Annotated in this window: 23 protein-coding genes and 2 pseudogenes; 17 read left to right on the forward strand and 8 right to left on the reverse strand. The window is 38.7% G+C overall.

Annotation, left to right across the window (positions count from 1 at the left end; genetic code table 11):
- The 3 genes and pseudogenes from LXM54_RS17985 to LXM54_RS17995 form a co-directional block, all read right to left on the reverse strand.
- Positions 1-842: pseudogene (locus LXM54_RS17985) on the reverse strand (hypothetical protein); the annotation flags it as partial.
- A 9-nt stretch (positions 843-851) separates the two neighbouring features.
- Positions 852-2,288, reverse strand: coding sequence for a recombinase family protein (locus tag LXM54_RS17990; protein ID WP_233316632.1), 1,437 nt, complete (start codon positions 2,286-2,288; stop codon positions 852-854).
- 157 nt (positions 2,289-2,445) lie between these two features.
- A complete protein-coding gene (locus LXM54_RS17995) occupies positions 2,446-2,868 on the reverse strand; it encodes a helix-turn-helix domain-containing protein (RefSeq protein ID WP_233316633.1) in 423 nt (140 codons plus the stop codon).
- 442 nt (positions 2,869-3,310) lie between these two features.
- Between LXM54_RS17995 and LXM54_RS28050 the strand changes: the two genes are divergently transcribed.
- The 3 genes from LXM54_RS28050 (at position 3,311) to LXM54_RS18005 (ending at position 4,798) form a co-directional block, all read left to right on the forward strand.
- Entirely contained in the window at positions 3,311-3,433 is a 123-nt protein-coding gene (locus tag LXM54_RS28050) for a hypothetical protein (RefSeq protein ID WP_267913438.1), read from the forward strand.
- 15 nt (positions 3,434-3,448) lie between these two features.
- A complete protein-coding gene (locus LXM54_RS18000) occupies positions 3,449-3,598 on the forward strand; it encodes a hypothetical protein (protein ID WP_233316634.1) in 150 nt (49 codons plus the stop codon).
- 339 nt (positions 3,599-3,937) lie between these two features.
- Complete coding sequence (locus LXM54_RS18005; RefSeq protein ID WP_233316635.1) at positions 3,938-4,798, forward strand: STAS domain-containing protein; 861 nt, start codon at positions 3,938-3,940, stop codon at positions 4,796-4,798.
- Positions 4,799-4,908: 110 nt separating this feature from the next.
- Here the strand turns inward: LXM54_RS18005 and LXM54_RS18010 are convergent.
- Positions 4,909-5,361: pseudogene (locus LXM54_RS18010) on the reverse strand (hypothetical protein); the annotation flags it as partial.
- Positions 5,362-5,643: 282 nt separating this feature from the next.
- Here LXM54_RS18010 and liaF point away from each other — a divergent pair.
- The 3 genes from liaF to LXM54_RS18025 are packed head-to-tail and all read left to right on the forward strand — an operon-like array spanning position 5,644 to position 8,136.
- The gene (liaF, locus tag LXM54_RS18015; protein WP_233316636.1) at positions 5,644-6,441 is read left to right on the forward strand and encodes a cell wall-active antibiotics response protein LiaF; all 798 of its coding nucleotides are present in this window, start codon (positions 5,644-5,646) and stop codon (positions 6,439-6,441) included.
- Between the two features lie 13 nt (positions 6,442-6,454).
- Positions 6,455-7,501: a sensor histidine kinase gene (locus LXM54_RS18020; protein WP_233316637.1), complete on the forward strand. Its 1,047-nt coding sequence runs from the start codon at positions 6,455-6,457 to the stop codon at positions 7,499-7,501.
- Positions 7,498-8,136: a response regulator gene (locus tag LXM54_RS18025; RefSeq protein WP_233316638.1), complete on the forward strand. Its 639-nt coding sequence runs from the start codon at positions 7,498-7,500 to the stop codon at positions 8,134-8,136. The genes LXM54_RS18020 and LXM54_RS18025 overlap by 4 nt, the downstream gene beginning before the upstream one ends.
- Here LXM54_RS18025 and LXM54_RS18030 read toward each other — a convergent pair.
- Positions 8,133-8,651, reverse strand: a complete 519-nt coding sequence (locus LXM54_RS18030) for an antibiotic biosynthesis monooxygenase family protein (protein WP_233316639.1) — start codon at positions 8,649-8,651, stop codon at positions 8,133-8,135. The genes LXM54_RS18025 and LXM54_RS18030 overlap by 4 nt on opposite strands.
- 130 nt (positions 8,652-8,781) lie before the next feature.
- Positions 8,782-9,405 carry a spore coat protein gene (locus LXM54_RS18035; protein WP_233316640.1) on the reverse strand — a complete coding sequence of 208 codons (624 nt, stop codon included), beginning with the start codon at positions 9,403-9,405 and terminating at the stop codon, positions 8,782-8,784.
- Positions 9,406-9,795: 390 nt separating this feature from the next.
- Here LXM54_RS18035 and hemE point away from each other — a divergent pair, with 390 nt between their 5' ends.
- From hemE to LXM54_RS18065, 6 genes are all read left to right on the forward strand, one after another.
- Complete coding sequence (gene hemE, locus LXM54_RS18040; RefSeq protein ID WP_233316641.1) at positions 9,796-10,839, forward strand: uroporphyrinogen decarboxylase; 1,044 nt, start codon at positions 9,796-9,798, stop codon at positions 10,837-10,839.
- A gap of 34 nt (positions 10,840-10,873) precedes the next feature.
- Complete coding sequence (gene hemH, locus LXM54_RS18045; protein ID WP_233316642.1) at positions 10,874-11,815, forward strand: ferrochelatase; 942 nt, start codon at positions 10,874-10,876, stop codon at positions 11,813-11,815.
- A gap of 173 nt (positions 11,816-11,988) precedes the next feature.
- Positions 11,989-12,564 carry a TetR/AcrR family transcriptional regulator gene (locus tag LXM54_RS18050; RefSeq protein WP_233316643.1) on the forward strand — a complete coding sequence of 192 codons (576 nt, stop codon included), beginning with the start codon at positions 11,989-11,991 and terminating at the stop codon, positions 12,562-12,564.
- 65 nt (positions 12,565-12,629) lie between these two features.
- Positions 12,630-14,837, forward strand: coding sequence for a YhgE/Pip domain-containing protein (locus LXM54_RS18055; RefSeq protein WP_233316644.1), 2,208 nt, complete (start codon positions 12,630-12,632; stop codon positions 14,835-14,837).
- 206 nt (positions 14,838-15,043) lie between these two features.
- A complete protein-coding gene (locus LXM54_RS18060) occupies positions 15,044-16,033 on the forward strand; it encodes a lipoate--protein ligase (protein WP_233316645.1) in 990 nt (329 codons plus the stop codon).
- 139 nt (positions 16,034-16,172) lie between these two features.
- Positions 16,173-17,450, forward strand: coding sequence for a M48 family metallopeptidase (locus tag LXM54_RS18065; RefSeq protein ID WP_233316646.1), 1,278 nt, complete (start codon positions 16,173-16,175; stop codon positions 17,448-17,450).
- A 120-nt stretch (positions 17,451-17,570) separates the two neighbouring features.
- On the opposite strand, the gene LXM54_RS18070 is transcribed toward LXM54_RS18065, so the two are convergent.
- Positions 17,571-17,807, reverse strand: coding sequence for an IDEAL domain-containing protein (locus tag LXM54_RS18070; RefSeq protein WP_233316647.1), 237 nt, complete (start codon positions 17,805-17,807; stop codon positions 17,571-17,573).
- Between the two features lie 209 nt (positions 17,808-18,016).
- Here LXM54_RS18070 and LXM54_RS18075 point away from each other — a divergent pair, with 209 nt between their 5' ends.
- A complete protein-coding gene (locus LXM54_RS18075; RefSeq protein ID WP_233316648.1) occupies positions 18,017-18,514 on the forward strand; it encodes a competence protein ComK in 498 nt (165 codons plus the stop codon).
- A gap of 38 nt (positions 18,515-18,552) precedes the next feature.
- On the opposite strand, the gene LXM54_RS18080 is transcribed toward LXM54_RS18075, so the two are convergent.
- Entirely contained in the window at positions 18,553-18,915 is a 363-nt protein-coding gene (locus LXM54_RS18080; protein ID WP_233316649.1) for a hypothetical protein, read from the reverse strand.
- Between the two features lie 221 nt (positions 18,916-19,136).
- Here LXM54_RS18080 and LXM54_RS18085 point away from each other — a divergent pair, with 221 nt between their 5' ends.
- From LXM54_RS18085 to lepB, 4 genes are all read left to right on the forward strand, one after another.
- The gene (locus tag LXM54_RS18085) at positions 19,137-21,122 is read left to right on the forward strand and encodes an alpha/beta hydrolase family protein (RefSeq protein WP_233316650.1); all 1,986 of its coding nucleotides are present in this window, start codon (positions 19,137-19,139) and stop codon (positions 21,120-21,122) included.
- 284 nt (positions 21,123-21,406) lie between these two features.
- Positions 21,407-22,351 carry an LCP family protein gene (locus LXM54_RS18090; RefSeq protein ID WP_233316651.1) on the forward strand — a complete coding sequence of 315 codons (945 nt, stop codon included), beginning with the start codon at positions 21,407-21,409 and terminating at the stop codon, positions 22,349-22,351.
- A 141-nt stretch (positions 22,352-22,492) separates the two neighbouring features.
- On the forward strand, positions 22,493-23,119 hold the full coding sequence (locus LXM54_RS18095; RefSeq protein ID WP_233316652.1) for a TVP38/TMEM64 family protein: 627 nt from the start codon (positions 22,493-22,495) through the stop codon (positions 23,117-23,119).
- 31 nt (positions 23,120-23,150) lie between these two features.
- Positions 23,151-23,705, forward strand: coding sequence for a signal peptidase I (gene lepB, locus LXM54_RS18100; RefSeq protein ID WP_233316653.1), 555 nt, complete (start codon positions 23,151-23,153; stop codon positions 23,703-23,705).
- Positions 23,706-23,823: the final 118 nt, after the last annotated feature.

The raw sequence follows: 23,823 nt of genomic DNA on the forward strand, positions 1-23,823 counted from the left end.
GTACCTCCGCCAACCCAAATCGCTGCAATCTGCCCAAGCGCTGTCAAAGTGCTAATACCAGTGCCAATCGCGTGGGCAAATAAGCCGGCAATGGAACCTGCAAGGGAAATGCCTGAGAAGCCGGAGCCGTCCAGACCTGTGATGACACCTACTGCTGTTAAAGTAATGGCGCCTATTTCTTTTGTAAGTGGAACGGTTGAGGCTAATGCGACACCAAGGTCATTGACGAGTCCTAGTGAGGAATCGGGAAGATGGTCGCCGACGATTGAAGTGAACCCAGAGTCGCCGAGATAGAAAAATGCGGCGATTGGAATAACAGGACCAAACACTTTAAAGCCAAACTGGAACCCTTCAATTAAGTAGCTTGTTGTTTTTTCAAGTCCTTTGTTTTTATAGCTGACAAGGGTAATAAGAACAAGGATAAAAATAGACGTTCCACCTACCAAGGCTGTAGCATCACCGCCTTGGAGATTGAGTATATACATTGCAACAACATCAAGCACAAAGAGAATGGGAATTAGAATGGAGAAAAAACGTTTTTGTGTTTTGGACAGTAAATAGCTCTCTTTTTTTGGAAGGATTGTTGTCTCAGAGCTGGTAACGCCTGTTTTATGTGTAAGCTTGCCGCTTTTTATATCTCTTTTTATTAAGAAAAATGCAGTGAGTGTTGTCACAAGCCCCATGACTATGACAAGGGGAATGCTTGCTTGCATGACAGATTCGACAGAAATGCCTGCTGCGTCTGCTGTCAGCTTTGGTGCTGCTTGAATGACATAGTCACCGGATAAGGCAATGCCATGACCGAACAGGTTCATTGCCATTGCAACTGGTATAGCCATCAAAGAGTCCTTTTAGTTAAGCTTGAAGTGTTTAATAATGATAGAGGGAGTTTTGCCGGGAGCTCTGCGGTAGTTGGCAGGCACATCTATTGTTATCGTTTGGAACAGGTCATTTATAAAGCTTTTCTTTTCAAAATCACTTGCTGTCACCCACATTTGAGGGAGGTTACTAAATAGAGATAGAACAGAGTGATAATCTAATGGAGCATATTCCTCCACCATGCTGTTAAGTTCTTCAGAAAGTAATGCTTCTTTCTTCGTATCCTCTTGAGTCATTTCTAGATACTCTTCTTGCGAAATAACGTTATTGCCTAATGCCATCAACCAGTTTTTTTTGCGAGTCCTTATGGCAGCCAGGTCTTTTTTAAATGTATCTATCATTTGTGATTGGTCGTGTGGTTGTTCAATAGGGTAATTTTTTAAATCTTCTTGTGAAAATTGTAGATAACGTTCTGAATCATCTGCTGACAGGTTGTGGAATAACTCAGTTGTTAGTACTTTTTCTGTAATCATTGGGAGATTGCAATTGCCGCCGTTCTTTTTAGTAATACATATATAATGCTTGCTACCACGGGATTTTTTTGTGTATCCAGATAAGGAACTGCCACATCTTGCACATCGTAACACTCCAGAGAAATGAAAGGGAGAAGTAGCTTTTTTTCCTTCTTTTGCTCTTTGCTGCCTGTACCGTTGAGCAAGATTGAATGTAGTCTCATCAATAATGGCTGGATGCTTAACATCATCAGAAATAATCACATCTAAATCGGAATTATTTCCCCATCTAAGCTTACCCATGTACACAGGGTTATCTATCATTTTTCCTATTGTTCGTATGTCCTTTTTAATCCCTAAGTGCTGGAGATATAAGGAGATGTTACGCATGCCATTACCACTATTATAAAGTCTGAAAATATCCTTTACGAAGCAAGCTTCTTCCTCGTTAATAACAAGCTCTCCATTTTGATAGCTATATCCAAAAGGGGCTTTCCCGCCATTACGTTCGCCTAATAAAGCTTTTTTGGTCATATTAACAACTACACGTTCTGATATTGTTTCACGTTCCCACTGTGCGATGGCAGCCACTAATGTTATTAAGAAGCGGCCAATTGCTGTGGTTGTGTCGAACGGTTCTGTTACCGACCTAATCGCAATATTATTCTCATCAAAAAGTTGAAGAAGATCATCTAAATCTCTAACAGATCGGACAAGACGGTCAAGCTTGTAAAAGACGACCACATTAAATTTATGCTCCTTTGCATCTGAAATTAATCGCTGAATTTCCGGGCGGTTTAAGTTCTTTGCACTAACACCTTCTTCTACAAAAATATCGTATAATTCCCATCTTTGTGACTTGATAAAGTTAATACCATGATCCTTCTGTGATGCAATACTGTAGCCGTCTCGAAATTGCTCGTCTTTGGATACTCGAGTGTACAATGCTGCTTTCATTGGTGATTTCCTCCTTCTTTTCAGCGTATTTTTTCACTTGAAAAGATAAAAAACATGCTTATCATTAATTTAATATATGATGGCAGCTTATTTAGTATGGCTGGTGCTGTAAATGGTTTAGGGAATATCACCGTAAAATAAAAATAGCACCTGGAAGCTAAATCGTCCCAGGTGCGTTATTACTTTCTGCTTTACGCTCTTTCGCAAGTTTTACAATCATTTTAAAGTGTTCTTCCACTATTTTTACATCTTGCGGAGATAGAATTTTCCATTGTTCTATGTCAAAAAGTCTCATTTGCTCAAAGCCATATTGTTTTATTAATTTGTTTATTTCATTTATAGAATAATTATTTTCAGCTGTAAAACTTTTTGTATTATCGGATCTGCCATGAAGATAATCGGTAGATACTTCGTAAAAGTCAGCTAATTTAGTTAGTGTTTCTGAGTCAGGTTCCCGATTACCTGATTCATATCCGGACAGAGTATTATTTTTCACGCCAATTTTTTCAGCAACAAACTTTTGTGATAAACCACTCTTTTCTCTTAGCAAACGCAATCTTTTTCCCATTATCTCACCCATGGCCAACCCTCCTTTAGTATCAATATTAGACTAATTTTTTAAAAACGTAGTGAAAATTCACAAAAAGAGAAATATAATATTTATATTCGCAAAGTGAGAAAAATATAGGGTGTATTAAGTTTGCATAACGCGAAGAGGAGGTATGGAAGACTATCACAAAAGAGCTAGAATAGTAAGAATGAACAATATATAAGTTATGAAAGCAGAGAAGTTTCGAATGGAAGAACCCAATGAAATTTACCATTATGGAAAAGGGAACGAAAATTCTATAATAATTTTGTATTGTCCCTGAGTATTTCAGTGGTGAAGTTCGCGAAATGAGAAAAGTCAATAATTATTAAAGCTCTATTATTTTGTCCAATAATACGAACTTTATTACTAAGATTGCTTCCTAACATAATAGACAGCCTGTTGCTCATAAAATGTAAGCGGAGGCGATCTTATGATAAAAGTTCCGGCAGAAAAATTAGCAGCCGCAGTAAATAAACATCTGCTGCCAGGCGTCATTCGAAGTCTTTCGAAAAAACAAAGTATGAAGAAGGATGATGGCCAAAAAGGTTCGTAAAATGGAGGCACATGCATGAGTAAAGATAGATTATGTTTAAACGAAGGATGTAAAAAGAAACCTGACCTTTATGGATACTTTTGCAGCATCGAGTGTGAAATAGAGTATACAGACCAGCTCAATAAACGAAATAGTGAAGAGCCGCCAAAAAAAGAGGTTACATAACCTCTTTTTTACAGTGCTAAGATATATTAATTGTAAGCAAACATAAATATAAACGGTTAGGCATCCTTTTAAGGGTGCTTTTTGGTGTGAATTTTAATGTTTGATGGATTATTAGGTCTTTAGAAGGGTATGTGAATTATTAGTTTGTAATGGAGCAATAGGAAATAACGAGTTAATAAGTCTATCTAAAGAAAATCTGCAATTATATGTGAGAATAATTCTTTACTTTAAAAAACTTTACTCATCATGAAAGGATGATGTACTAGCCGTGAGTTATAATAAATGATTTAATATAAATCCCGTGGTAATTAAATAACTAATAATATTAGGGAGCAGTAAATGGATATTTTTGAATATAATAATGATTTGAAAATTTTTAAGAATTTTGATGAGGCAGCTTCTACTATTCTTAAAATGATGAGTAAATTTATAGATATTAATACACTATTTATCGCAAAAAATGATAATCAATCAAACGAAATTGTGAAAGTTTTAAACAAAGATAATATTTTATTGGAAGAAGGGGAAACCACCCCTTTTAATGAAACTTTTTGCAAGTTAAGTGTAGATTATGGTCGTAAAATTCTTGTGATTAGAGATATTACGAAAAGTGATGTAACTAAATCATTAGCGGTTACAAAAAAATTAGGAAGCGGCTGTTTTATTGGTATTCCAATTTATACAGGAGATGGAGAAAATTACGGAACAATATGTGGGTTAGATACTAAAAACTTTAAATTTGAAAATGAACATATCGAGCTGTTTGAGACAATGGCATCGTTGTTATCCTATGTGCTTGATTTGGATAATGCAAACAAGCAAATACAACAATTATCTGCACCATTTGTCCCTTTAACGAAAGGTGTAGCCATACTGCCGATTATTGGCTTAATACGGGAAGAAACAGCAGAAAATATCATTTTGTTAGCTTTAACGAAAAGTCAGCAGCTTTCGTTGGAATATTTAATAATAGATTTATCAGGTATTAGTCAAATTAATAATTTGGAAAGCAGCTATTTACTAAAAATTGTGGATCTTTTAGGGCTGATTGGTGTCAACCCAATACTAACTGGTTTGAGTCCTGATATAGCTTTAAAAGCAACGAAAACAAATATCAACTTCCAAAATATACCGATTGAAGCTAATCTTGAGCGAGCATTAAAGAAAATAGGCTTCACATTAAAAAAAATGGAAGGTTAGCTATATATATAAACTTAAACACTAGACAGCCTTTAAGTTGTTAGATGTCAAATCTAATGATTTAGGGGTGTTTTTTTATATAAAATCCGCTGCTTTAAGCACCTTTTGTTGGCCATCGCAACTGCAATCGCAGGAAGACCTACTCTGACAGCAACAGGAAGAAGAACAGCCCCAATCAGTGCGACTGCAGGTGACGGCCAGAAGAAAAAGGAAATAATCATCATAAGTAAGCCGATGACCCAGTAGGCTAAACTGGGGGTTCGTATCCATTTTGCAAACGGTGAAATCATCACATCATTTATTCCGGTTTTGGTGAGGATTTTACTCATAGCGACAATGATGGAGATGACGGCTATGGTTGGTAGCAATTCTGTTATGGCATAAATGAAACTATTAAATATCGTGCTGATAGAGCCGCTTAAAGAACCTGTAGCAGTAAGTGCCAATAAAAAAATTCCGACAATGCACACGATTGTAGTGTCTCTTCTCATTATCATGAAGCCTATAATGAATAGAATAAATAAAACGTAAATCCAATGAAGTGCCGTTAATTCTATACCCATTGACGAAGACTCCCTTCTAATCCGACATGAAGCTTAGGCAAATGACTAAGACCGGATTTAATTACAGATTATGAAGGAGGATAGGATTGGGTGATTAGAGAATCATTTTCTTTTATAGGAAGTAAATGGTATCTCTAAAATCTCCTTCTCTAGTTGGAGAAAAAAACGCCGCAGGATTGAACAATTAAAGAGAGATTAGTAGTACAATAATGCTATTGACTGGAAAAATTTCTTAAAAACTAGCAGTTATTTGCTAGTTTCAATATAGAAGGTAGGGTACATATGGGGAAATCTTTAGCACAAATCATGTTTTCATTCTGCTTGCTTGTTGTCGGCATAGTCCTTCTTCTTGTTAACCTTGGTGTCATTTCCTTGGAAATAAAACAGCTTTTTGTCGTATTATACCCATTTCTGCTGCTTGTTTACGGAGTTGTATTGTTAATCAGCGGTATAAGAAAAAGAGCGACTAATACTTTTCTGGCCATTTTCATCCTTGTTTTTGCCGGGTTATTATGCCTTGACCGGCTGCACTTATTTACATTTGCTTTTATGGACTTTTGGAAGCTGTGGCCGCTTATAATGATCATTGCTGCTTTAAGTATGATGTTTAAGAAGTCAAAATTTCTTGTTGTCACTAATGTAAATTGGGCGAAAGAGGATAAGGTTTTCGGAAAACCATCAATCCATATCAAGCAAAAGCCGGAAGGAAAGAAAAAAAGAGCTTTTTCTCTAGTAGGAGACGTCAAAATCAATACAGAAAATTGGCCTGCTGAGCCGATGACAATGCATAATACAATCGGTAATTACTTTATTGATTTCAGCAAGGCATATATACCAGATAAAGAAACACATATAGAAATCAGCGGATGGATAGGCGATGTTAAGATTATTATTCCTGATAATCTGCCAGTGCGGATTGAAGGGGAAGTGAAAATCGGTGACTTACAAATCTTGGAGCAAAGCAAGGATGGCTTAGGAAATAAACTAGTCTACAAGTCTCCTGATTATGATGAGGCTGTTAGAAAACTCAGCTTGCATATTTATTTAAATATCGGCGATGTAACAGTAAAGAAAGTGTAGAGGTGCTAATCTGATGTGGAGAGAAAGAAAAGGTTTTCTGTACGGGCAGTTTTACAGCTATTTTATGACTAGTGTTATTAGTTCTTTGCTGCTGTTTATTGGTATGCAGCTCTATTTATTTTTAAACCCGCAAGCTCCGTTTTCTACGACCGTTATACTGCTTATATTCGCGTGCAGTTTCACCTTTACTACTGCAGTCGGCATTTATTTCTCTATTAAAGCAAACAGCATCATTAATAAAGAGTGTGCAAATATCCTACTGTTTGTGTCAGCATTAAGCAGAGGAAAGTATACGGAAAGGATAGCGGCTGAAGAAAACGGTATGCCAGAAGATATAAGGGGTGAACTTAACCGATTGGCAGTTCATATGAGTGAACAAGCAAATTCTCTGCAACGCCTTGCTGATGAAAAAATAAACTTGGCACAGACTGCTCATACTGCTGCCGTCATGGAGGAAAGACAGCGGTTAGCAAGGGATCTTCATGATGTAGTCAGCCAGCAGTTGTTTGCACTAAACATGATGTCATCAGCTGCCTTCAAAGTTTTTGATTCTAATCCGGCGCTTGCTAAGAAACAGCTGGAGGAAATCATCGGAATTGCGGGCAAGGCACAAGGGGAGATGCGGGCATTATTGCTGCACTTACGGCCGATTGAACTTAGCAATGACAGCTTATGTGACGGTATTATAAAGCTGATACAAGAGCTGAAGGGAAAAACGAGCTTACAGTTTGCAGCAAGCATTGATGAAATAGATGATTTGTCGACTGCCGGGCAGGAGCATCTCTTTCGCATAGTGCAGGAGGCGCTGTCAAATGTGCTGCGCCATTCCCATGCAAGCAAGGTGCAAATTATCTTGGAAGACAAAAGCAACTACGCTTACTTACATATTAGTGATAATGGACATGGCTTTGATCTTTCTGTAGAAAAAATCACTTCCTATGGTTTGAAAACTATGCGTGAAAGATGTGAAGAAATCGGCGGTGTCATGGAAATACGATCTAAAGTTGGGAGCGGGACATATATTGACATTCGTGTTCCTTTAAAAGGGGGAAAAGCATGATTAAGGTAGCTGTAGTAGATGATCATGATATGGTAAGAAAAGGTTTGATTTCGTATTTGCAGACAGAAAAGGAAATAGAGCTTGTCTTTGAAGCGACTGGCGGACAGGAAGCAGTCAAGCTTGCAGTGATGAAAAAGCCGGATGTCGTTTTGATGGATTTATTAATGGAAAAAGGAAATGGAATTGAAGCGACAAAAGGGATACTGAAGGAATATCCTGGCTGCAAAATAATCATTATTACAAGCTATTATGATGAGGCACAAGTTATTCCAGCCATTGAAGCAGGGGCGTTCAGTTATCTTTTAAAAACAGCAAGTGCTCATGAGATTGTCCAGGCAATTCGTAAAGCAGTTGCCGGAGAAACAGTTATTGAACCGAAAGTAGCAAGTGTTATGCTGAAAAAGCTGCGGCCGAGTGAAAAGAAACGGCATGATGATTTAACAGAGCGGGAGCTTGAGGTGCTGATGTGTCTTGGAGAAGGAATGACAAACCAAGAAATCAGTGAGGAGCTTTACATTGGGGTTAAAACCGTGAAAACACATGTAAGCAATATTCTTGCAAAACTAAATGTATCCGACAGAACACAGGCAGCTGTTTATGCTAACAGGAATGGAGTTATCAAAAAAAGGAGCTAAACTGCTCCTTTTTCGGCAATCGTAAGCTCGAGCAAATAGGCCTTGCCGTTGAACATAGTATGCTGGAGGATTCCGCCGTTTGTCGGATCGCCTGTGATAGGTGAATCAGGATTCTGATGTTTCTGCTTCCAGACGATAAAGTCACGTCTTTCTGCCCAAAGTGACAGGATGATATAGGTATCTCCTTTTACAGGGCGCAGCAACCGGTATGCACTTATTTGCTGTCCCATTTGTTCTAATGACCGCTTCATATTCTGCTCAAATAATGGCTTATGCTCATCTGTGACAGGAATATGATTCATAACGGCAAATCTTTTCCCGGAAAAATCTCCGTTGCTTCCTGCTGTCTCATATTTTCTCGGGGCAGCAAAGATAGACGATGACAAAGTTTCATGCACTAATAAAGCGCTGTCACTGCCTAGTACCTGCATCGCAATCAGAGATTGCTGATCAATTTTGGCAGCGTATTTCTTTACTAAAAAATCATACGTCCCGCTTGCTAAATAAATATTCATAGCAGCCTCCTTCGTGAGTTTCCTTTTGAAAAGTGCGTTTTCATGCTTCAAGGATACTATAGTTCGCATGTTAAAGAAACAAAAAAGCAAGGGCTGTTTGCTTGTAGTTGCAAACAGCCTTGTCTTCGTATTATTGGTACAGTTGGTTGCTTTGGCCTGCAGTTGGATTTTGGTTCATCATATACCCGTTCATTTGCTGGTCTGTTTCTGGGACAAGCAAGTACATTGATCCCATTTTTTGAACAGCCATTTCATCTGCTGGTTCTAATACATAATAGCCTTTTTTAACCATATACTGCCACATGTCATAGGCATGGGAGCAGCTCATCATGAAAGCTGTCTGGCAAAAAGAGCGTATTTCTGGATTTGCCATTTCCATTGCATTCCAAGCATATTCTCTGCCGGCACGCTTTAAAGTAAGCAGGTAGGCAGTGGCCATTTCTCTGTCATTCATATTCTCTACAAGCGTTCTCGGCTGAACAGGAGGAGCTTGCGGGGCGATCATTTCTGTAAATTGATTCATCTTCGCTTCTTCCTTTAATAAAGGAAGCTCCTTCGTTGCACCTTCTCTTTTATTGAGGAATTCAACCTTCATATTATAATCGCGAATATGAAGCGGGAAATGCCTTTGCAGGATGGATTTAAACTCTGGATCTTGGACATGCTGCAGCATATAGCCCATATTTGTGATGCTGTTGACACAGCTCAATGTTAATTCATTCAATGCATTTGCTTCATGTGCGGCTATTCTCATTTGTAAGCTCCCTTGGAATTTAATTGTATTGGTGTAATACTTTTTTATAATGGCTGACTAAAAAAGAAATATACGCAAAATTTACTTGGTGGCGTTTGGGTCAAAAGCGAAATGGGAATAAGATAGAAGATGTAAATTAGTCTATTTTGTGACAATTTATCAAGTTTTGTATACAACGATAGTGAAAAAGTTATATATTTAATTTATACATCCAAAAGTACTGTAGATTAAAAGGAAATAGTGAGTGTCTGTAAAAAGACATTCTTTTTTATTGCTTTTTTATTTATAAATATTATAATCTAATAATGATTACAGTTAAATTATTTTTGAATTTATGATTTATATATTACAATGGAAAACATAAGCAACGGAAAGGTGGACATATTAAGAATGAGCAAGGAATTGAAAGATACATTCATTAAGGCGGCAAAAGGGGAAAAAACGGACTTCGTACCTGTCTGGTATATGCGTCAAGCTGGGCGTTCCCAACCAGAATACAGAGCGATTAAAGAAAAGTATTCTCTTTTTGAAATAACCCATCAGCCAGAACTTTGTGCATATGTTACAAAGCTGCCTGTCGATCAGTACAATGTCGATGCGGCGGTACTATACAAGGATATTATGACACCTCTTCCTGCAATCGGCGTTGATGTGGAGATTAAATCAGGTATTGGCCCTGTTATTGATAATCCTATTATATCAATGGAAGACGTAGCAAAGCTCGGTGTGTTAAATCCTGAGCAAGATATTAAATATGTGCTGGACACAATTAAATTATTGACAGAAGAGCAGCTGGATGTACCGTTAATCGGCTTTTCAGGAGCGCCATTTACACTAGCCAGCTATATGATTGAAGGCGGACCTTCAAAAAACTATCATAAGACAAAAGCTTTTATGTACTCACAGCCAGAGGCTTGGGCTTTATTGATGGAAAAGCTGGGAAGCATGGTCGTTACATATGCAAAATCCCAGATAAATGCAGGAGCAAGTGCTATTCAAATCTTTGATTCATGGGTAGGTGCACTGAATGTAGCGGATTACCGTACTTTCATTAAGCCAGTCATGGAAAAGATATTTACTGATTTAAGAAGCGAAAACACACCGCTTATTATGCACGGTGTTGGTGCTAGCCATCTTGCCCTTGAATGGAACAGCCTCCCGTTAGATGTTGTAGGGCTTGATTGGCGACTGCCTATTAAAGAAGCGCGGGACTTAGGAGTGACGAAAGCAGTTCAAGGCAATCTTGACCCAGCGGTACTACTGGCACCATGGAATGTCATTGAAGAGAGAGTGAAGGAAATACTGGATCAAGGCATGCAGCAGGACGGATTTATCTTTAATCTCGGTCATGGTGTATTCCCGGAAGTAGACCCGGCTGTCTTGAAAAAACTGACAAGCTTTGTGCATGAGTATTCAGCTGCAAAAAAAGCCTAATAGACAATCAAACTATAGAAATGAGTGATAATAAATGAGCAGAAAAAAAATGGGGCTGTTAGTAATGGCCTACGGAACTCCATATAAAGAAGAAGATATCGAAAGATACTATACACATATTAGACATGGCAGAAGACCAACTGATGAGATGTTGGAAGACTTGAGAAGCCGCTATGAAGCAATAGGTGGAATTTCTCCGCTGGCAAAAATTACGCAGGAGCAGGCTGAACGACTCGAAGCCCATCTTAATTCCATTCAAGAAGATATTGAATTTAAGATGTACATCGGTTTGAAGCATATTGAACCATTTGTCGAAGATGCTGTTAAAAGCATGCATGCTGACGGAATCACGGAAGCGGTAAGTATTGTATTAGCACCACATTTCTCCACATTCAGCATTAAGTCATATAACGGCAGAGCGAAACAAGCAGCCGAAGAGCTTGGCGGGTTAACTATTCACAGTGTTGAAAGCTGGTATGATGAGCCGAAGTTCATCGAGTATTGGTCTAAAAAGGTTCAGGAGACTTTCAGCAAAATGTCAGAAGAAGAAAGAAGCAATGCTGCTTTAATTGTTTCAGCGCACAGCTTGCCTGAAAAGATTCTTCAATACGGTGATCCTTATCCAGATCAATTGAAAGAAACAGCTGATTTGATTGCAAAATCTGCTGGTGTTTCTAATTATTATATCGGCTGGCAAAGTGCTGGTAACACACCAGACCCTTGGCTTGGCCCAGATGTTCAAGATTTAACAAGAGATCTTTATGAAAAACATGGATATAAAGCATTTGTTTATACGCCAGTCGGTTTTGTGGCAGACCACCTTGAAGTGCTATATGATAATGACTATGAATGCCTTGTTGTTACAAAAGATATCGGTGCGTCTTACTACAGACCAGAAATGCCGAATGCACAGCCTGAATTTATTGATGCGCTGGCAACGGTTGTTTTAAACAGCTTGTCTGTTCACTCTAAATAAGTAATTTTTTAGCGGCTGATATTTTTCTTAGAAAAATTCAGCCGCTCTTGTTGCACTAGTTTTTTTGATATGTTATATTCATAACTGTACTAAATGACCAAATTCCTCATTTGGTCATTTTTAGTTTTTAATAGAAATACAGACTTATTTTTCATGACTTGAGGTGAAGCATTTTGGCTATGGATCGGAAGAAGATGATACTGGAAGCTGCTGCGAAGTCCTTTTCTATGTTTGGCTATAAAGCAACAACGATGGACCAAGTGGCGAAAATAGCAAATGTCGGCAAAGGAACTATTTATACGTTTTTCAAAAATAAGGAACAGCTTTTTGATGAGATTATCACAGGGCTTATTTTGGAAATGAAGGCAGAGGCAGACGCCTCCTTTGATCCAGGTTCTAGCTTTATGGACAATGTTCATCGGACACTAATTCGGATGCTTGAATACAGAAAAGAGCATCAGCTTACGATAAAGTTGTTTGAAGAGCAAAAGGAAATGGGAACATTAGAAGTGAAGGAAGTACTTAACCGCCTGGAAAACGCTATTCTTAGCTATATGAAGGGACATGTACAAGAAGCTATCAGCAAAGGAGAAATACAGCCTTGTGACCCTGAGCTGACTTCATTTATTATCTTTAAAATGTATATCTCCTTAATTTTTGATTGGGAAAAGAACCATCCCCCCCTTCAGTCAGAGGAGATCGCCTTAACTGTTGAAAGGTCCTTATTAAAGGGATTGTCTACTAGATAGTCCTCTTTTTTTAGAAATAAAAATGACCAAATGAACAAAACGGTCAGTAAAATGGAGTGGTTTTCATGAAACAAAATTTATTAAAAGCAGAGCTGACCTCAATATTCAAAAATCGGATGAAGCTTATTTCCATCTTGGCCATTATATTTATTCCGATATTATATGCAGGAATATATCTATGGGCGTTTTGGGATCCATATGGACATTTAGAGAAGCTCCCAGTTGCTGTCGTTAATGAGGACAGCGGTGCAGAAATGAATGATGAAAAACTGGAGGTCGGCAAAGATTTAGTCGACAACCTGAAGGACAGCAAGGATTTCGACTTTCAGTTTGTAGATAAAGAGGAAGGTTACAAAGGGTTAGAAAATCAGAAATATTATATGCTGATTGAAATACCAAAGGATTTCTCTGAAAATGCAACGACATTGCTTGATGATAATCCGAAAAAATTGGATTTAAAATATGTCTCTAATCCAGGTTTTAATTTTATCTCCTCCCAAATCGGCAATTCAGCTGTTGAAAAGATAAAGGAGGGTGTCGGCAAGGAAGTAACAGAGACATATGCTGAATCTGTTTTTGAAAATATAAGCAAAATGGCATCAGGGCTTGAAGATGCGAGCACTGGAGCAAAGGACCTTAGTGACGGAACAGATAAGGTCAATAAAGGTACACAGGAAGTTTATAAGAATTTGCAAACACTTGCCGAGAAATCGGTTGAATTTACAGATGGAATCAATACAGCCAATTCTGGAGCAAAGGAGCTTCTGACTGGAGCAGAAAGCCTTTCAGATGGATTAGGTCAGCTGCAAGACGGCCATAAAGAGCTCGCTGATGCAGCAGCTAAGCTGCAAGGCGGAGACCAATCGATTTTAAATGGTATCACTTCAACAAAAGAAGGAGCGGAAAAGCTACAAAGCAGCATCCCTTCGTTAATAGCAGGAACAGATGAGTTGAAAACAGGCGCAAACTCTCTTACTTCAGGACTGCAGGAGTGGAGCAGCAGCTCTGAAAAGTTAGCTGACGGAGCCTTGCAAGTAAATGACGGAGCAAAACAAGTGCAGGAAACAGTAAATTCCATCCTGCCAATGCTTGACGGGTTGCCTGAGGATAAGAAGCAAGAAGTTCAGGTAGCACTTCAAAGTCTTGTAGACGGCAGTGGCCAAATTGCGACAAACACGCAAGCTCTTCAGCAAGGAGCAGATAAATTGGCTCAAGGAGGACAAAGCTTATCTGCCGGCTTGAATCAGTTAAGTGACGGAGAACAGCAGCTTCAAGCTGGAGCTCAGCAGCTTGCAGATGGAACTGCACAGCTGGAGGATGGCTCTAAACAGCAGGTTGCAGGCCAGGAGCAGTTTATTGCAGGCATGAACCAATACTCTACAGAGTTTTCTAAAGCTGCAAGTGGTTCTAATGAACTTGTGACAGGAGTTAATTCATTGCTGACAGGTATGAATCAATTGTCTTCAGGTTCTAGTGCTTTATCTGAAGGGACTAGTAAGCTAGAATCCGGATCGAAGGATCTTGCAGATGGAACTGCTTCCTTATCAACAGGCAGCAAGGAGCTGTCAGATAAGCTGGCAGATGGTGCTGATGATGCAAGCTCTATCCACTCTGATGATAAGACGTATGATATGATGGCAGAACCAGTTACTGTGTCAGATGAAAAAGTTTCAGATGTTCCTAACTACGGAACAGGATTGGCTCCTTATTTCATCTCATTAGGATTATTTGTTGGTGCATTAATGCTTTCTATCGTGTTCTCATTCAATGAGCCGGAAGGAGTTCCTAAAAACGGACTGCGCTGGTTCTTAAGTAAAGCGGTCATACTTGCTGGGGTGGGAATTCTGCAGGCACTTGTAGCTTCATTTGTGCTGCTTAAGGTGCTTGGAATGGAAGTGCAGAGCATCCCATTATTTATTCTGTTTACGGTTATTGCGAGTCTCGTATTCTTTTCTATCATTCAGTTCTTTGTGACAATTTTGGGGAATCCAGGACGTTTCATCGTTGTCCTTCTCTTGATTTTCCAATTGACAACAAGCGGCGGAACATTCCCGTTAGAGCTTATACCTGATTTTATGCAGCATATCCATGCATTGCTGCCAATGTCTTATTCAGTATCAGGCTTAAGGGCGGTCATTTCGACAGGAGACTTCGACTTTATGTGGCATAATGCGAGGATTTTGGCAATGTACCCAATCTTCTTTATTGCTGGTACGCTTCTATACTTCATAGTTGCTCATAAACGCCAGTTTGCAGAGACTGCAGCAGAATAAACCTGTGAGTTAAGGCCGGGCAAGGAGCCCGGCCTTTTCTTTGAGTTAAATAGTAGGTTTTAGATTCCTGACTTTACCACAAGAAAAAAGGATACAAATAAAGTGCTAATTCGACGAATTTTAGTTATAGTATAAAGGGGCTAGTTTATTCTTTTAATAGAAGATATGCTATATTTAATCAGAATAACGGAAAAGAGGGTGTACATATGCTGTTTATTGATAATAAGGGCATTACAGATCCGCGCATTAACTTGGCGATTGAAGAATATGCGCTGAAAAATCTCGATATTAATGAAACATACCTATTATTTTATATAAATGAACCATCTATCATCATCGGCAAAAACCAGAACACAATTGAAGAAATTAACACAGAATATGTCGAGTCAAACGGAATTCACGTAGTCAGAAGGCTTTCTGGCGGCGGGGCTGTTTACCATGATAAAGGTAATTTGAACTTCAGCTTTATCACAAAGGATGACGGTGACAGTTTTCATAATTTCCGCAAATTTACAGAGCCTGTTGTCAAGGCACTGCAAAGCATGGGTGTTGATGCTGAGTTAAGCGGCCGCAATGATTTGCTGGCAGAAGGCAGAAAGATTTCTGGGAATGCCCAATTCTCCACAAAAGGGAGAATGTTCAGTCATGGCACCCTGTTGTTCGATTCAGAAATGGATCATATTGTTTCTGCATTAAAAGTTAGAAAAGATAAAATCGAATCAAAAGGGATTAAATCTGTCAGAAGCCGTGTTGCTAATATTACAGAATTCCTGAGAGAGAAAATGGAAATTGAAGAATTTAAACGCCTTATCTTGGCTTACCTGTTTGAAGGGGAAGAAAATATCCAGGAATACGTTCTAACAGAAAAAGATTGGGAAAACATCCATGCTCTTTCAAAGGAACGTTACCAAAACTGGGATTGGAATTATGGAAAATCACCAAAGTTCAATTTGCAGCATTCCCATCGTTTCCCTGTTGGACAAGTTGATGTCCGCTTTGATGTCGCAAAAGGAATCATTAAAAACTGTAAAATATATGGTGATTTCTTTGGAGTCGGCGATGTTTCTGACATTGAGAACAAGCTGATTGGTTTGCGCTATGACCGCAGTGAACTAGAAAAGGCTCTTGAGGAAACATCAATCAAGCATTATTTCGGCAATATCACGAAGGAAGACTTCCTTCATTTAATATATTAATCCGCTGTACTGGGTTTATTAGCCCAGTGCTTTTTTTGTTTAGCGGTGTTGTTTAGTCCATTTAAAACTTCTTGTTCTAAATGTCGTCTTTTAGTCTTATTAATAGTAACAAGGGTTGTACAAGGCAAGGAGGGGAATAATGGCAAGAAAAATAGGTTTTTACTCAGTATTATTATTCATCATGTACGGCTTATTTTTTTATTGGTATTTGTTTTATTTCGCAGATTCAAAGCTCCCTTTTGAATACCAAGGATCCGCCGCAGATCCATCCGCCTTTCTGAATAGCAGAGAGCTGGGATTAAGTGAGGAATATTCTAAACTAAAGAACTTTTTATTCTTTATTTCCACTCCCTTTGAATGGCTGATCTATCTGTTTATTCTGCTGTTTGGCTTCTCAAAAGCCTTCCGCAAATGGGGAGAGGAGTCAGGAAAATATAAAATCATCCAAAAAGCGATTTATTTGTTTTGGCTCCATTTAATGGCTTATGCAGTTTCCTTTCCTTTAAGCTATTTGGGCTATAAGCTTTCACGAGATTATCATATTTCCACACAAAGCTTTCCTTCGTGGATGAAAGACGAGCTGATAGATTTTTGGGTCAATTATGCAACTGTTTTTGTTATTTTTACCGTCCTGTATTGGCTGATGAGCAAAAGCAAAAAGCGCTGGTGGCTTTATGCGTGGCTGCTGTCTGTCCCATTTACATTGTTTATGACATTTATCCAGCCAGTCATCATTGACCCGCTGTATAACAACTTTACTGCCTTAAGTGATGAGAAGCTGGAGGAGAAAATCCTCGCATTGGCTAAAGAGTCCAACATCCCTGCAGAGCATGTGTTTGAGGTGAATATGTCAGACAAAACCAATGCCTTAAATGCCTATGTAACGGGAATTGGCAGTAATTCGAGAATCGTACTTTGGGATACTACACTTCAGGAACTGAAAGACAATGAGATTCTGTTTGTCATGGCCCATGAAATGGCACATTATGTTGAAAAGCATATTTACTTTGGAATCGGTTTGTCTCTTGTGCTGTCATTTTTCGGCCTTTATCTCATTTACAGGCTGATGAACCTAATTATTAATAGGTGCGGTCCTGCTCTAAAAGTTTCTAAGGTTGAGGATATTCAATCCTTCCCTTTAGTCCTACTGCTTATTTCGATGCTGCTGTTTATTGCAAATCCGTTTGCTAATGTTGTTTCGAGATATGAGGAGAAGAGGGCAGACAATTATGCAGTTGCTTTAACGGAAGATCCTGAAGCAGGAATAACAACCTTTCAAAAGCTTGCAAAAACCGGCCTCAGCGAAGTTAATCCGCCATTGCTTGTTAAAGTATTTCGCTACAGCCATCCAACGATGCTTGAAAGAATATCTGCCTTGGAAGAGAAGAGTATTTTAATCAAGAACAATACTGACTAGGCAAAAAAAACGCTTATCTCTAATGAAGGGATAGCGTTTTTTTTATATGAGTAAAATCACAAAAAAAGGCATCTATCAGGAATGCTTAACAAGTCCTAAATAGATGCCCTACTGCGGAATTTAATTATCGAAGCGCTTACATAAATCCGTATATTGTTTGCTCAGCCGAATAAATTCAGCTTCATTTCGTTCGTCTATGGCGTGATCAATTTGAGTCATTAAACTGGCTTTCTCTAAATTCCATTGAATTTCAGTAAGAAGCATGTCGATGTAAAGTTCTTTCACATAAGTCTCTTTCGCTTTGTGTCTATTCATAGCACTTAACTTAGTTAACTCTGTGTACGACTTTTCATTCATTGGACTCACCCCTGATGCCTTTTTAATATTATATGGCAAAAATAAGAAAATATCAATAAAATAATTTAAAAATTTTGAAAACAAAGCGGATTTTTGAACTATTTAAGACGATTCGCTAACCGCTTACATTTCTAGGAATTGACATGCTATAATGCAACCGATGTAAGTTAATACAGCAGTGCTCTAATTACCAGAAAGGAGAAACAATAATGGCTGAAAAACGGAAAAATATCGACCTGTATGAAGTGAATTATCACACGCTTGCAATCCTGCCTGAATTACAGAAGAATGGCGAAGTTTATTCTAAAATATATGAAGGAGCCAATATTTATATGTGCAAACTAGCGCCAGGTAAAATAATTAAGCGAAGCTGTGAGTATTTCGGATGCACATATGAGGGGAAACGAAAGGGTACGAGGGCATTGATGAATTATCAGCATAAATTGCCGATATCCATTGATTCGAAAAGCACTATTTATGCATTTCCCACTCATTCTCCTTCAAACCATGCATGCATGTGGTTTTTTCTTCATCATATTTCAGACAGAGTAGTAGAGGGAGAAGGTAAAACGACTGTTATATTCCGCAATGACCGAAGACTGTCTATCGATGTATCTTTCCATACCTTCAATAACCAAATATTAAGAACAAATTTGCTGCAAACAAAAATCCGCCACAATCAGGAAGACAGTGAAAATCCGTTGTAAAGTATGTATACCCTGTAATAAGACAAGTTAAACTGCTCTCATCCGGTATGCCGCTTGTACAGATAATATTCCAATAGCTCTTGGACACGATTGCGAAGCCTTGGGTTGAAATAGTTATGATATTCTTCGTAACCATTGTATAGGAATAAATACATCGTGAAGGCTTCATCCCTTTTTACCTCTTCCACCTTCATCTTATGCTTTTGCATATATTCCTTTGTTTCCCGAAGTTCTGTATGAATTGTCTTCATCGTAATTTCCACAAGGTCAATATAAGGCTGCTTTAGTTTAAAACTGCTCTGCTTGATTGTCAGGAGGTCGCGGTTTAGAACGGTTAACAGCATGGGAAGATAAATGGCTTGCTCCATAATATATCTATCCTTCTCCGGTATGCGCGTCATAGTCAATCTTCTCCTTGAAATCTTTATAAGAACAAATGTTCTATTTAGATAGTACAATATTTGCCTGATCCTTTCAAGCTGTGTAAAATAAAAAATCCTGCAGCTCTTTTTTTGGCCTTCGCTTATTTTCTTTCAAAAAAGAAATTAAATGCAATGCTCCTGAAGGAAATTTATTTCTAATGTCGAAATAAGATATAGCTAATAAAGGGAGGAATTGTGACATGGGAGAATCGAGAAAAGTAACGTCTGAGGATTTATACAAATTAAAATCAATTGTTGATCCGCAAGCAAGCCCGGATGGGAAGGGATTTCTATATGTAGTGACAGGCATTTCGGAAGACAAGGATGCTTATTACTCCAATATCTATTATCAGAGCTTAGAGGACAGCAGCAAAAGCTATCAGTGGACGTTTGGAGAGCATCGCAACACATCGCCAAGATGGTCGCCAAACTGCGAGGAAATCGCATTTGTTTCGAATCGAAGCGGAAAAAACCAAATTTACGTGCTGAACAAAAACGGCGGAGAAGCAAAGCAGCTTACATTTGTGCGCAATGGTGCTTCTAACCCTGTTTGGTCTGCTGACGGCAGTGAGATTGCGTTCCAAACGAGCATTGGTAAAAAGGAAAGCCTTCAGGATAAGGAAATTACCGAAAAGACGGAAGAGAAACCACAAGCATTAGAAGTGGATATGATGAAATATAAATCAGACAGTGCAGGCTTTTGGAATGGCAGTTACAGCCATATCGCAATCGTAAATAAAGAAACAGCAGAACTGAAGGAAGTCACTTCAGGAGAAAATGACTATTACTTAGAAAGCTGGTCTCCAGATGGAAAGTATCTTGCTATTACAGCAGATGAAAGTGAGGATAAAGACTTCAGTTTCGAATCGGATGTATATCTGTACGCCTTAGAAACGAAAGAATGGAAGAAAATCACAGAAAGCAATGGCCAATTTGGAAGAGTAACTTGGTCGCCTAACAGCCAAAAAATCGGCATTATTGGCAGCGGTAGAGAATACGAAAATGCTACCTTGTATAAAATCTGGGTTTATGATTTGAACAGGGAAGAGCTCCGCTGCTTAACAGAAGATTGGGATGTGAATGTCGGCGATTTTGCGATTGGAGATTTTCAGCAAGGAGCAGTTACACCAGGAATTCTATGGGGCGAGGATAATAATAGCTTTGTTTTTCTTGCGACAGACCATGGTAATACTATTGTTTATTTTGGCAATGAGGAGGGAGCAATCTATCCAAGTCTGATTGACAATCAGCATGTGTACGGGCTGTCTACTGGCGGAAGCTTAAAGCAGGCGATTGTTGCAATCAGCAAACCGACAGAACCAGGTGATTTATACAGCCTGAACTTAGAAACAGGCGAAACAGTTAAACTGACAGATGTGAATAAGGAATTTACAGAAACACATAGCTTTGCACCAGCAGAACCAATCGAGCTGACATCAAGAGACGGCTGGCAATTACATGGCTGGGTGATGAAGCCTGCTGATTATAAGGAAGGAGAAAAATATCCTCTTGTTCTTGAAATTCATGGCGGTCCGCACGCAATGTATGCTAATTCCTATTTTCATGAGTTTCAAACACTTGCAGCAAATGGTTATGCCGTGCTGTTCATTAATCCGCGCGGAAGCCACGGATATGGTCAGCATTTTGTCGATGCGGTTAGAGGCGATTATGGCGGCAAGGACTATGAGGATGTAATGGATGCTGTTGACTACGCATGTGCAAACTTTGATTTCATAGATAAAACCCGCCTTGGAGTAACAGGAGGAAGCTATGGCGGATTTATGACAAACTGGATTGTCGGCCATACAAATCGCTTTAAGGCTGCAGTTACACAGCGTTCGATTTCCAACTGGATCAGCTTCTATGGTGTTAGTGATATCGGCTATTATTTCTCTGATTGGCAAATTAAAGCAGACTTGAATGATATCGAAACATTATGGAAGCATTCACCGTTAGCATACGCCAATAATATTGAAACTCCGCTGTTAATTTTGCACGGTGAAAAGGACTTCCGTTGTCCAATTGAGCAGGCAGAGCAGTTGTTTATTGCACTTAAAAAGCAGAAAAAGACAACGAAATTTGTCCGCTTCCCAGAATCTAATCATGAATTATCAAGAAGCGGCAAACCAACATTGCGCATTTCCCGTTTGAATTATATTAATAATTGGTTTATTGATTATTTGTAATATAAAGAATCGCTTGCCCTAATAGGCAGGCGATTTTTTTATGCGAAATAAGCTTTGATGAGAAAAGAGTCTTTTAATATTAAAATCATCTTAAGTTCCTTAAATGTAATTAAAAATATGGAAATTAAATGTTTGCATATCTATTTATCTGATATGATAATAGATAATACGTATCCTTTATACGTAAGAGTATTTTATTCTTTTAAGGGTAACAATGGAAAAGAAACTTATGTTTATCATAAAACGTTAGAATAGATAAAAGCTAAGAAAGGAAACAATGGAGGATGGAGCGATCAGAGTATAGACAAACCAGAAAGAAAAAAAGAAAGCTGAGAAAAGGCAGAGTCTTTTTCTTGTTTCTTGTTTTGTTGATAATATTTGCGGCTGTATACATATTTGTTCAATATAATGCCGGGAAAAAAAAGGCACTGGAAAATGGTGCAATAGAAAAGGTTGAATATGAATTTAATGGGGAAAAAGACCAGTATGGCGGGACTAATGTCCTTTTATTAGGTAGTGATGCTAGAGAAGGAGATACAAAATACCGCACAGACACGATTATGGTAGCCCAGTTTCATCCGGACAAGGGCACATATAAACTAATTTCCTTAATGCGTGATATGTATGTTGATATACCTGGAAACGGTCAGGGCAGAATTAACACAGCTTTCACAATTGGCGGACCAGAGCTGTTGCGGCAAACAATCAAGGAGAACTTTGATATAGACCTTCAATATTACGCAATTGTCAATTTCCAAGGATTTGAGGCGCTTATTGATGAGACATTCCCAGATGGGGTGGAGATAGACGTCGAAAAGAGGATGTCAGAGAATATTGGGGTAACATTGGAGCCTGGCCTGCAAAAGCTGAACGGAAAGCAGCTGCTTGGTTATGTGCGCTTTAGACATGATGCTATCTCTGATTTCGGTAGGGTAGAAAGACAGCAAAAAACCCTTGAAGCACTTGCTTCACAAATTTCAGGGGTGCAGACAGTTGCTAAACTCCCTAAATTGGCTGGTGTTATGATGCCGTATATTAATACGAGCATGAGTACAAAAGACATCTTGTATATTGGGTCTGATTTAATTCGCAATAAAGACCAAGAAGTAGAGACATTGAGAGTTCCTGTTGATGGGACTTATCAAGATCTTCGAGTCAATGGTTCTGCTGTGCTTGATGTAGATATAGACACAAATAAAGAAGAAATACATGAGTTTTTATCTAAATAAAGGGAGACTAAAGCAAATATACTGTATTTAGGGACGATAAGCGGATTTTTGTTAAGTAACCTTAGCGCTAACTAGCGTTTCGTATTGGTCTGCTGAGAAACATAAACCTGCTTGAAATGATATGCCAAGGAGTTTTCGTTTATGGATATAGCTACAATAAAAGAATGGTTTACACTAGATAATATCATGCAATTAATAGAGAGCTACCGGGCGTTCGGTCCGTTGCCAGGCATTTTGCTGCCTTTACTAGAATCGTTTGTCCCTTTTCTGCCGCTATTTTTGTTCATTTTGGCAAATGTGAATGCCTTTGGGTTTTGGCTCGGCTTCCTGTTTTCATGGATAGGAACTTGCGGAGGGGCGCTGCTCGTATTTTTGCTTGTTAGAAAATATGGACAAAAGAGGCTTTTGCGCTTTATTCGTAACCATAAAAAAGTGCAAAAGCTCATGGTTTGGATAGAGAGACATGGGTTTGGACCGCTGTTTATCTTGCTGTGTTTTCCTTTCACCCCGTCGGCTTTAGTAAATATTGTGGCAGGTCTCTCCCGTATCCGTGTAAAACAATATTTTCTTGCTGTTGTGGCAGGCAAGCTAGTCATGATCAGCACCATAAGCTTTATTGGTTATGACTTGAAGTCGATGATTACACATCCGATACGGACAATTCCAGTTGCAATCGCGATTTTTATCCTATGGTATGTAGGAAAAAGAGTCGAGGCAAGAATGAATGTTACGGCAGAAAAAGAAAGAGAAAGAGAACATGGAAATTAATGTTCCAAACAATGCATGGAGGAGATAGCATTTGAAAGAAGCAATAAAAAGAGAAAGCATAGAATGGATTAAAGCATTTGCTATCGGAATCATCATCTTTGTTATCATTCGCGCATTCTTTTTCTCCAATTATGTGGTTGAGGGCGAATCGATGATGCCTACATTGCAGGATGGAGATAAATTAGTCGTTAATAAGATTGGCTATAAAGTCAGTGATTTTCATCATTTTGATGTGATTGTTTTCCACGCGAATGATAAAGAAGACTATGTAAAAAGGGTGATAGGTGTTCCAGGGGATAAGATTGAGTATAAGGATGATCACCTGTATATTAACGGAAAAAAATATGAAGAGAATTTTTTGGATGCTTACCGTAGTCAAGTAAGTGCTGGAAAGCTGACAGGGGATTTTACCCTTGAGGAAATTACTGGAGAACAAGCAGTGCCGAAAGGAAAGCTGTTTGTGCTCGGTGATAATCGGCTGGGCAGCTGGGACAGCAGACATTTTGGTTTTATAAATATCGATCAGGTAGTCGGCAAAGTTTCTTTACGTTACTGGCCGCTCCGTGATACTCAATTTTCCTTTTAAGAATGGGCTCTTTTAGAGCCTTTTTTTTATGGAATAACCGTGAAAATATTGGCAAGTGGAATCCAAGTACTCTTTCATACGGAAACGTTTGTTTCTATGATATTATAAAGAGAGAAAT

Origin of the sequence: Bacillus sp. Au-Bac7, from assembly GCF_021341655.1 — a bacterium.
In the GTDB taxonomy this organism is placed as follows: Bacteria; Bacillota; Bacilli; order Bacillales; family Cytobacillaceae; genus Niallia.

What these genes read in the sequence shown, in the direction of transcription:
- LXM54_RS17990 (WP_233316632.1), bottom strand. Translation starts at nt 2,288, where the DNA reads ATGAAAGCAGCATTGTACACTCGAGTATCCAAAGACGAGCAATTTCGA.
- LXM54_RS17995 (WP_233316633.1), bottom strand. Translation starts at nt 2,868, where the DNA reads ATGGGTGAGATAATGGGAAAAAGATTGCGTTTGCTAAGAGAAAAGAGT.
- LXM54_RS28050 (WP_267913438.1), top strand. Translation starts at nt 3,311, where the DNA reads ATGATAAAAGTTCCGGCAGAAAAATTAGCAGCCGCAGTAAATAAACAT.
- LXM54_RS18000 (WP_233316634.1), top strand. Translation starts at nt 3,449, where the DNA reads ATGAGTAAAGATAGATTATGTTTAAACGAAGGATGTAAAAAGAAACCT.
- LXM54_RS18005 (WP_233316635.1), top strand. Translation starts at nt 3,938, where the DNA reads ATGGATATTTTTGAATATAATAATGATTTGAAAATTTTTAAGAATTTT.
- liaF (WP_233316636.1), top strand. Translation starts at nt 5,644, where the DNA reads ATGGGGAAATCTTTAGCACAAATCATGTTTTCATTCTGCTTGCTTGTT.
- LXM54_RS18020 (WP_233316637.1), top strand. Translation starts at nt 6,455, where the DNA reads ATGTGGAGAGAAAGAAAAGGTTTTCTGTACGGGCAGTTTTACAGCTAT.
- LXM54_RS18025 (WP_233316638.1), top strand. Translation starts at nt 7,498, where the DNA reads ATGATTAAGGTAGCTGTAGTAGATGATCATGATATGGTAAGAAAAGGT.
- LXM54_RS18030 (WP_233316639.1), bottom strand. Translation starts at nt 8,651, where the DNA reads ATGAATATTTATTTAGCAAGCGGGACGTATGATTTTTTAGTAAAGAAA.
- LXM54_RS18035 (WP_233316640.1), bottom strand. Translation starts at nt 9,405, where the DNA reads ATGAGAATAGCCGCACATGAAGCAAATGCATTGAATGAATTAACATTG.
- hemE (WP_233316641.1), top strand. Translation starts at nt 9,796, where the DNA reads ATGAGCAAGGAATTGAAAGATACATTCATTAAGGCGGCAAAAGGGGAA.
- hemH (WP_233316642.1), top strand. Translation starts at nt 10,874, where the DNA reads ATGAGCAGAAAAAAAATGGGGCTGTTAGTAATGGCCTACGGAACTCCA.
- LXM54_RS18055 (WP_233316644.1), top strand. Translation starts at nt 12,630, where the DNA reads ATGAAACAAAATTTATTAAAAGCAGAGCTGACCTCAATATTCAAAAAT.
- LXM54_RS18060 (WP_233316645.1), top strand. Translation starts at nt 15,044, where the DNA reads ATGCTGTTTATTGATAATAAGGGCATTACAGATCCGCGCATTAACTTG.
- LXM54_RS18065 (WP_233316646.1), top strand. Translation starts at nt 16,173, where the DNA reads ATGGCAAGAAAAATAGGTTTTTACTCAGTATTATTATTCATCATGTAC.
- LXM54_RS18070 (WP_233316647.1), bottom strand. Translation starts at nt 17,807, where the DNA reads ATGAATGAAAAGTCGTACACAGAGTTAACTAAGTTAAGTGCTATGAAT.
- LXM54_RS18075 (WP_233316648.1), top strand. Translation starts at nt 18,017, where the DNA reads ATGGCTGAAAAACGGAAAAATATCGACCTGTATGAAGTGAATTATCAC.
- LXM54_RS18080 (WP_233316649.1), bottom strand. Translation starts at nt 18,915, where the DNA reads ATGACGCGCATACCGGAGAAGGATAGATATATTATGGAGCAAGCCATT.
- LXM54_RS18085 (WP_233316650.1), top strand. Translation starts at nt 19,137, where the DNA reads ATGGGAGAATCGAGAAAAGTAACGTCTGAGGATTTATACAAATTAAAA.
- LXM54_RS18090 (WP_233316651.1), top strand. Translation starts at nt 21,407, where the DNA reads ATGGAGCGATCAGAGTATAGACAAACCAGAAAGAAAAAAAGAAAGCTG.
- LXM54_RS18095 (WP_233316652.1), top strand. Translation starts at nt 22,493, where the DNA reads ATGGATATAGCTACAATAAAAGAATGGTTTACACTAGATAATATCATG.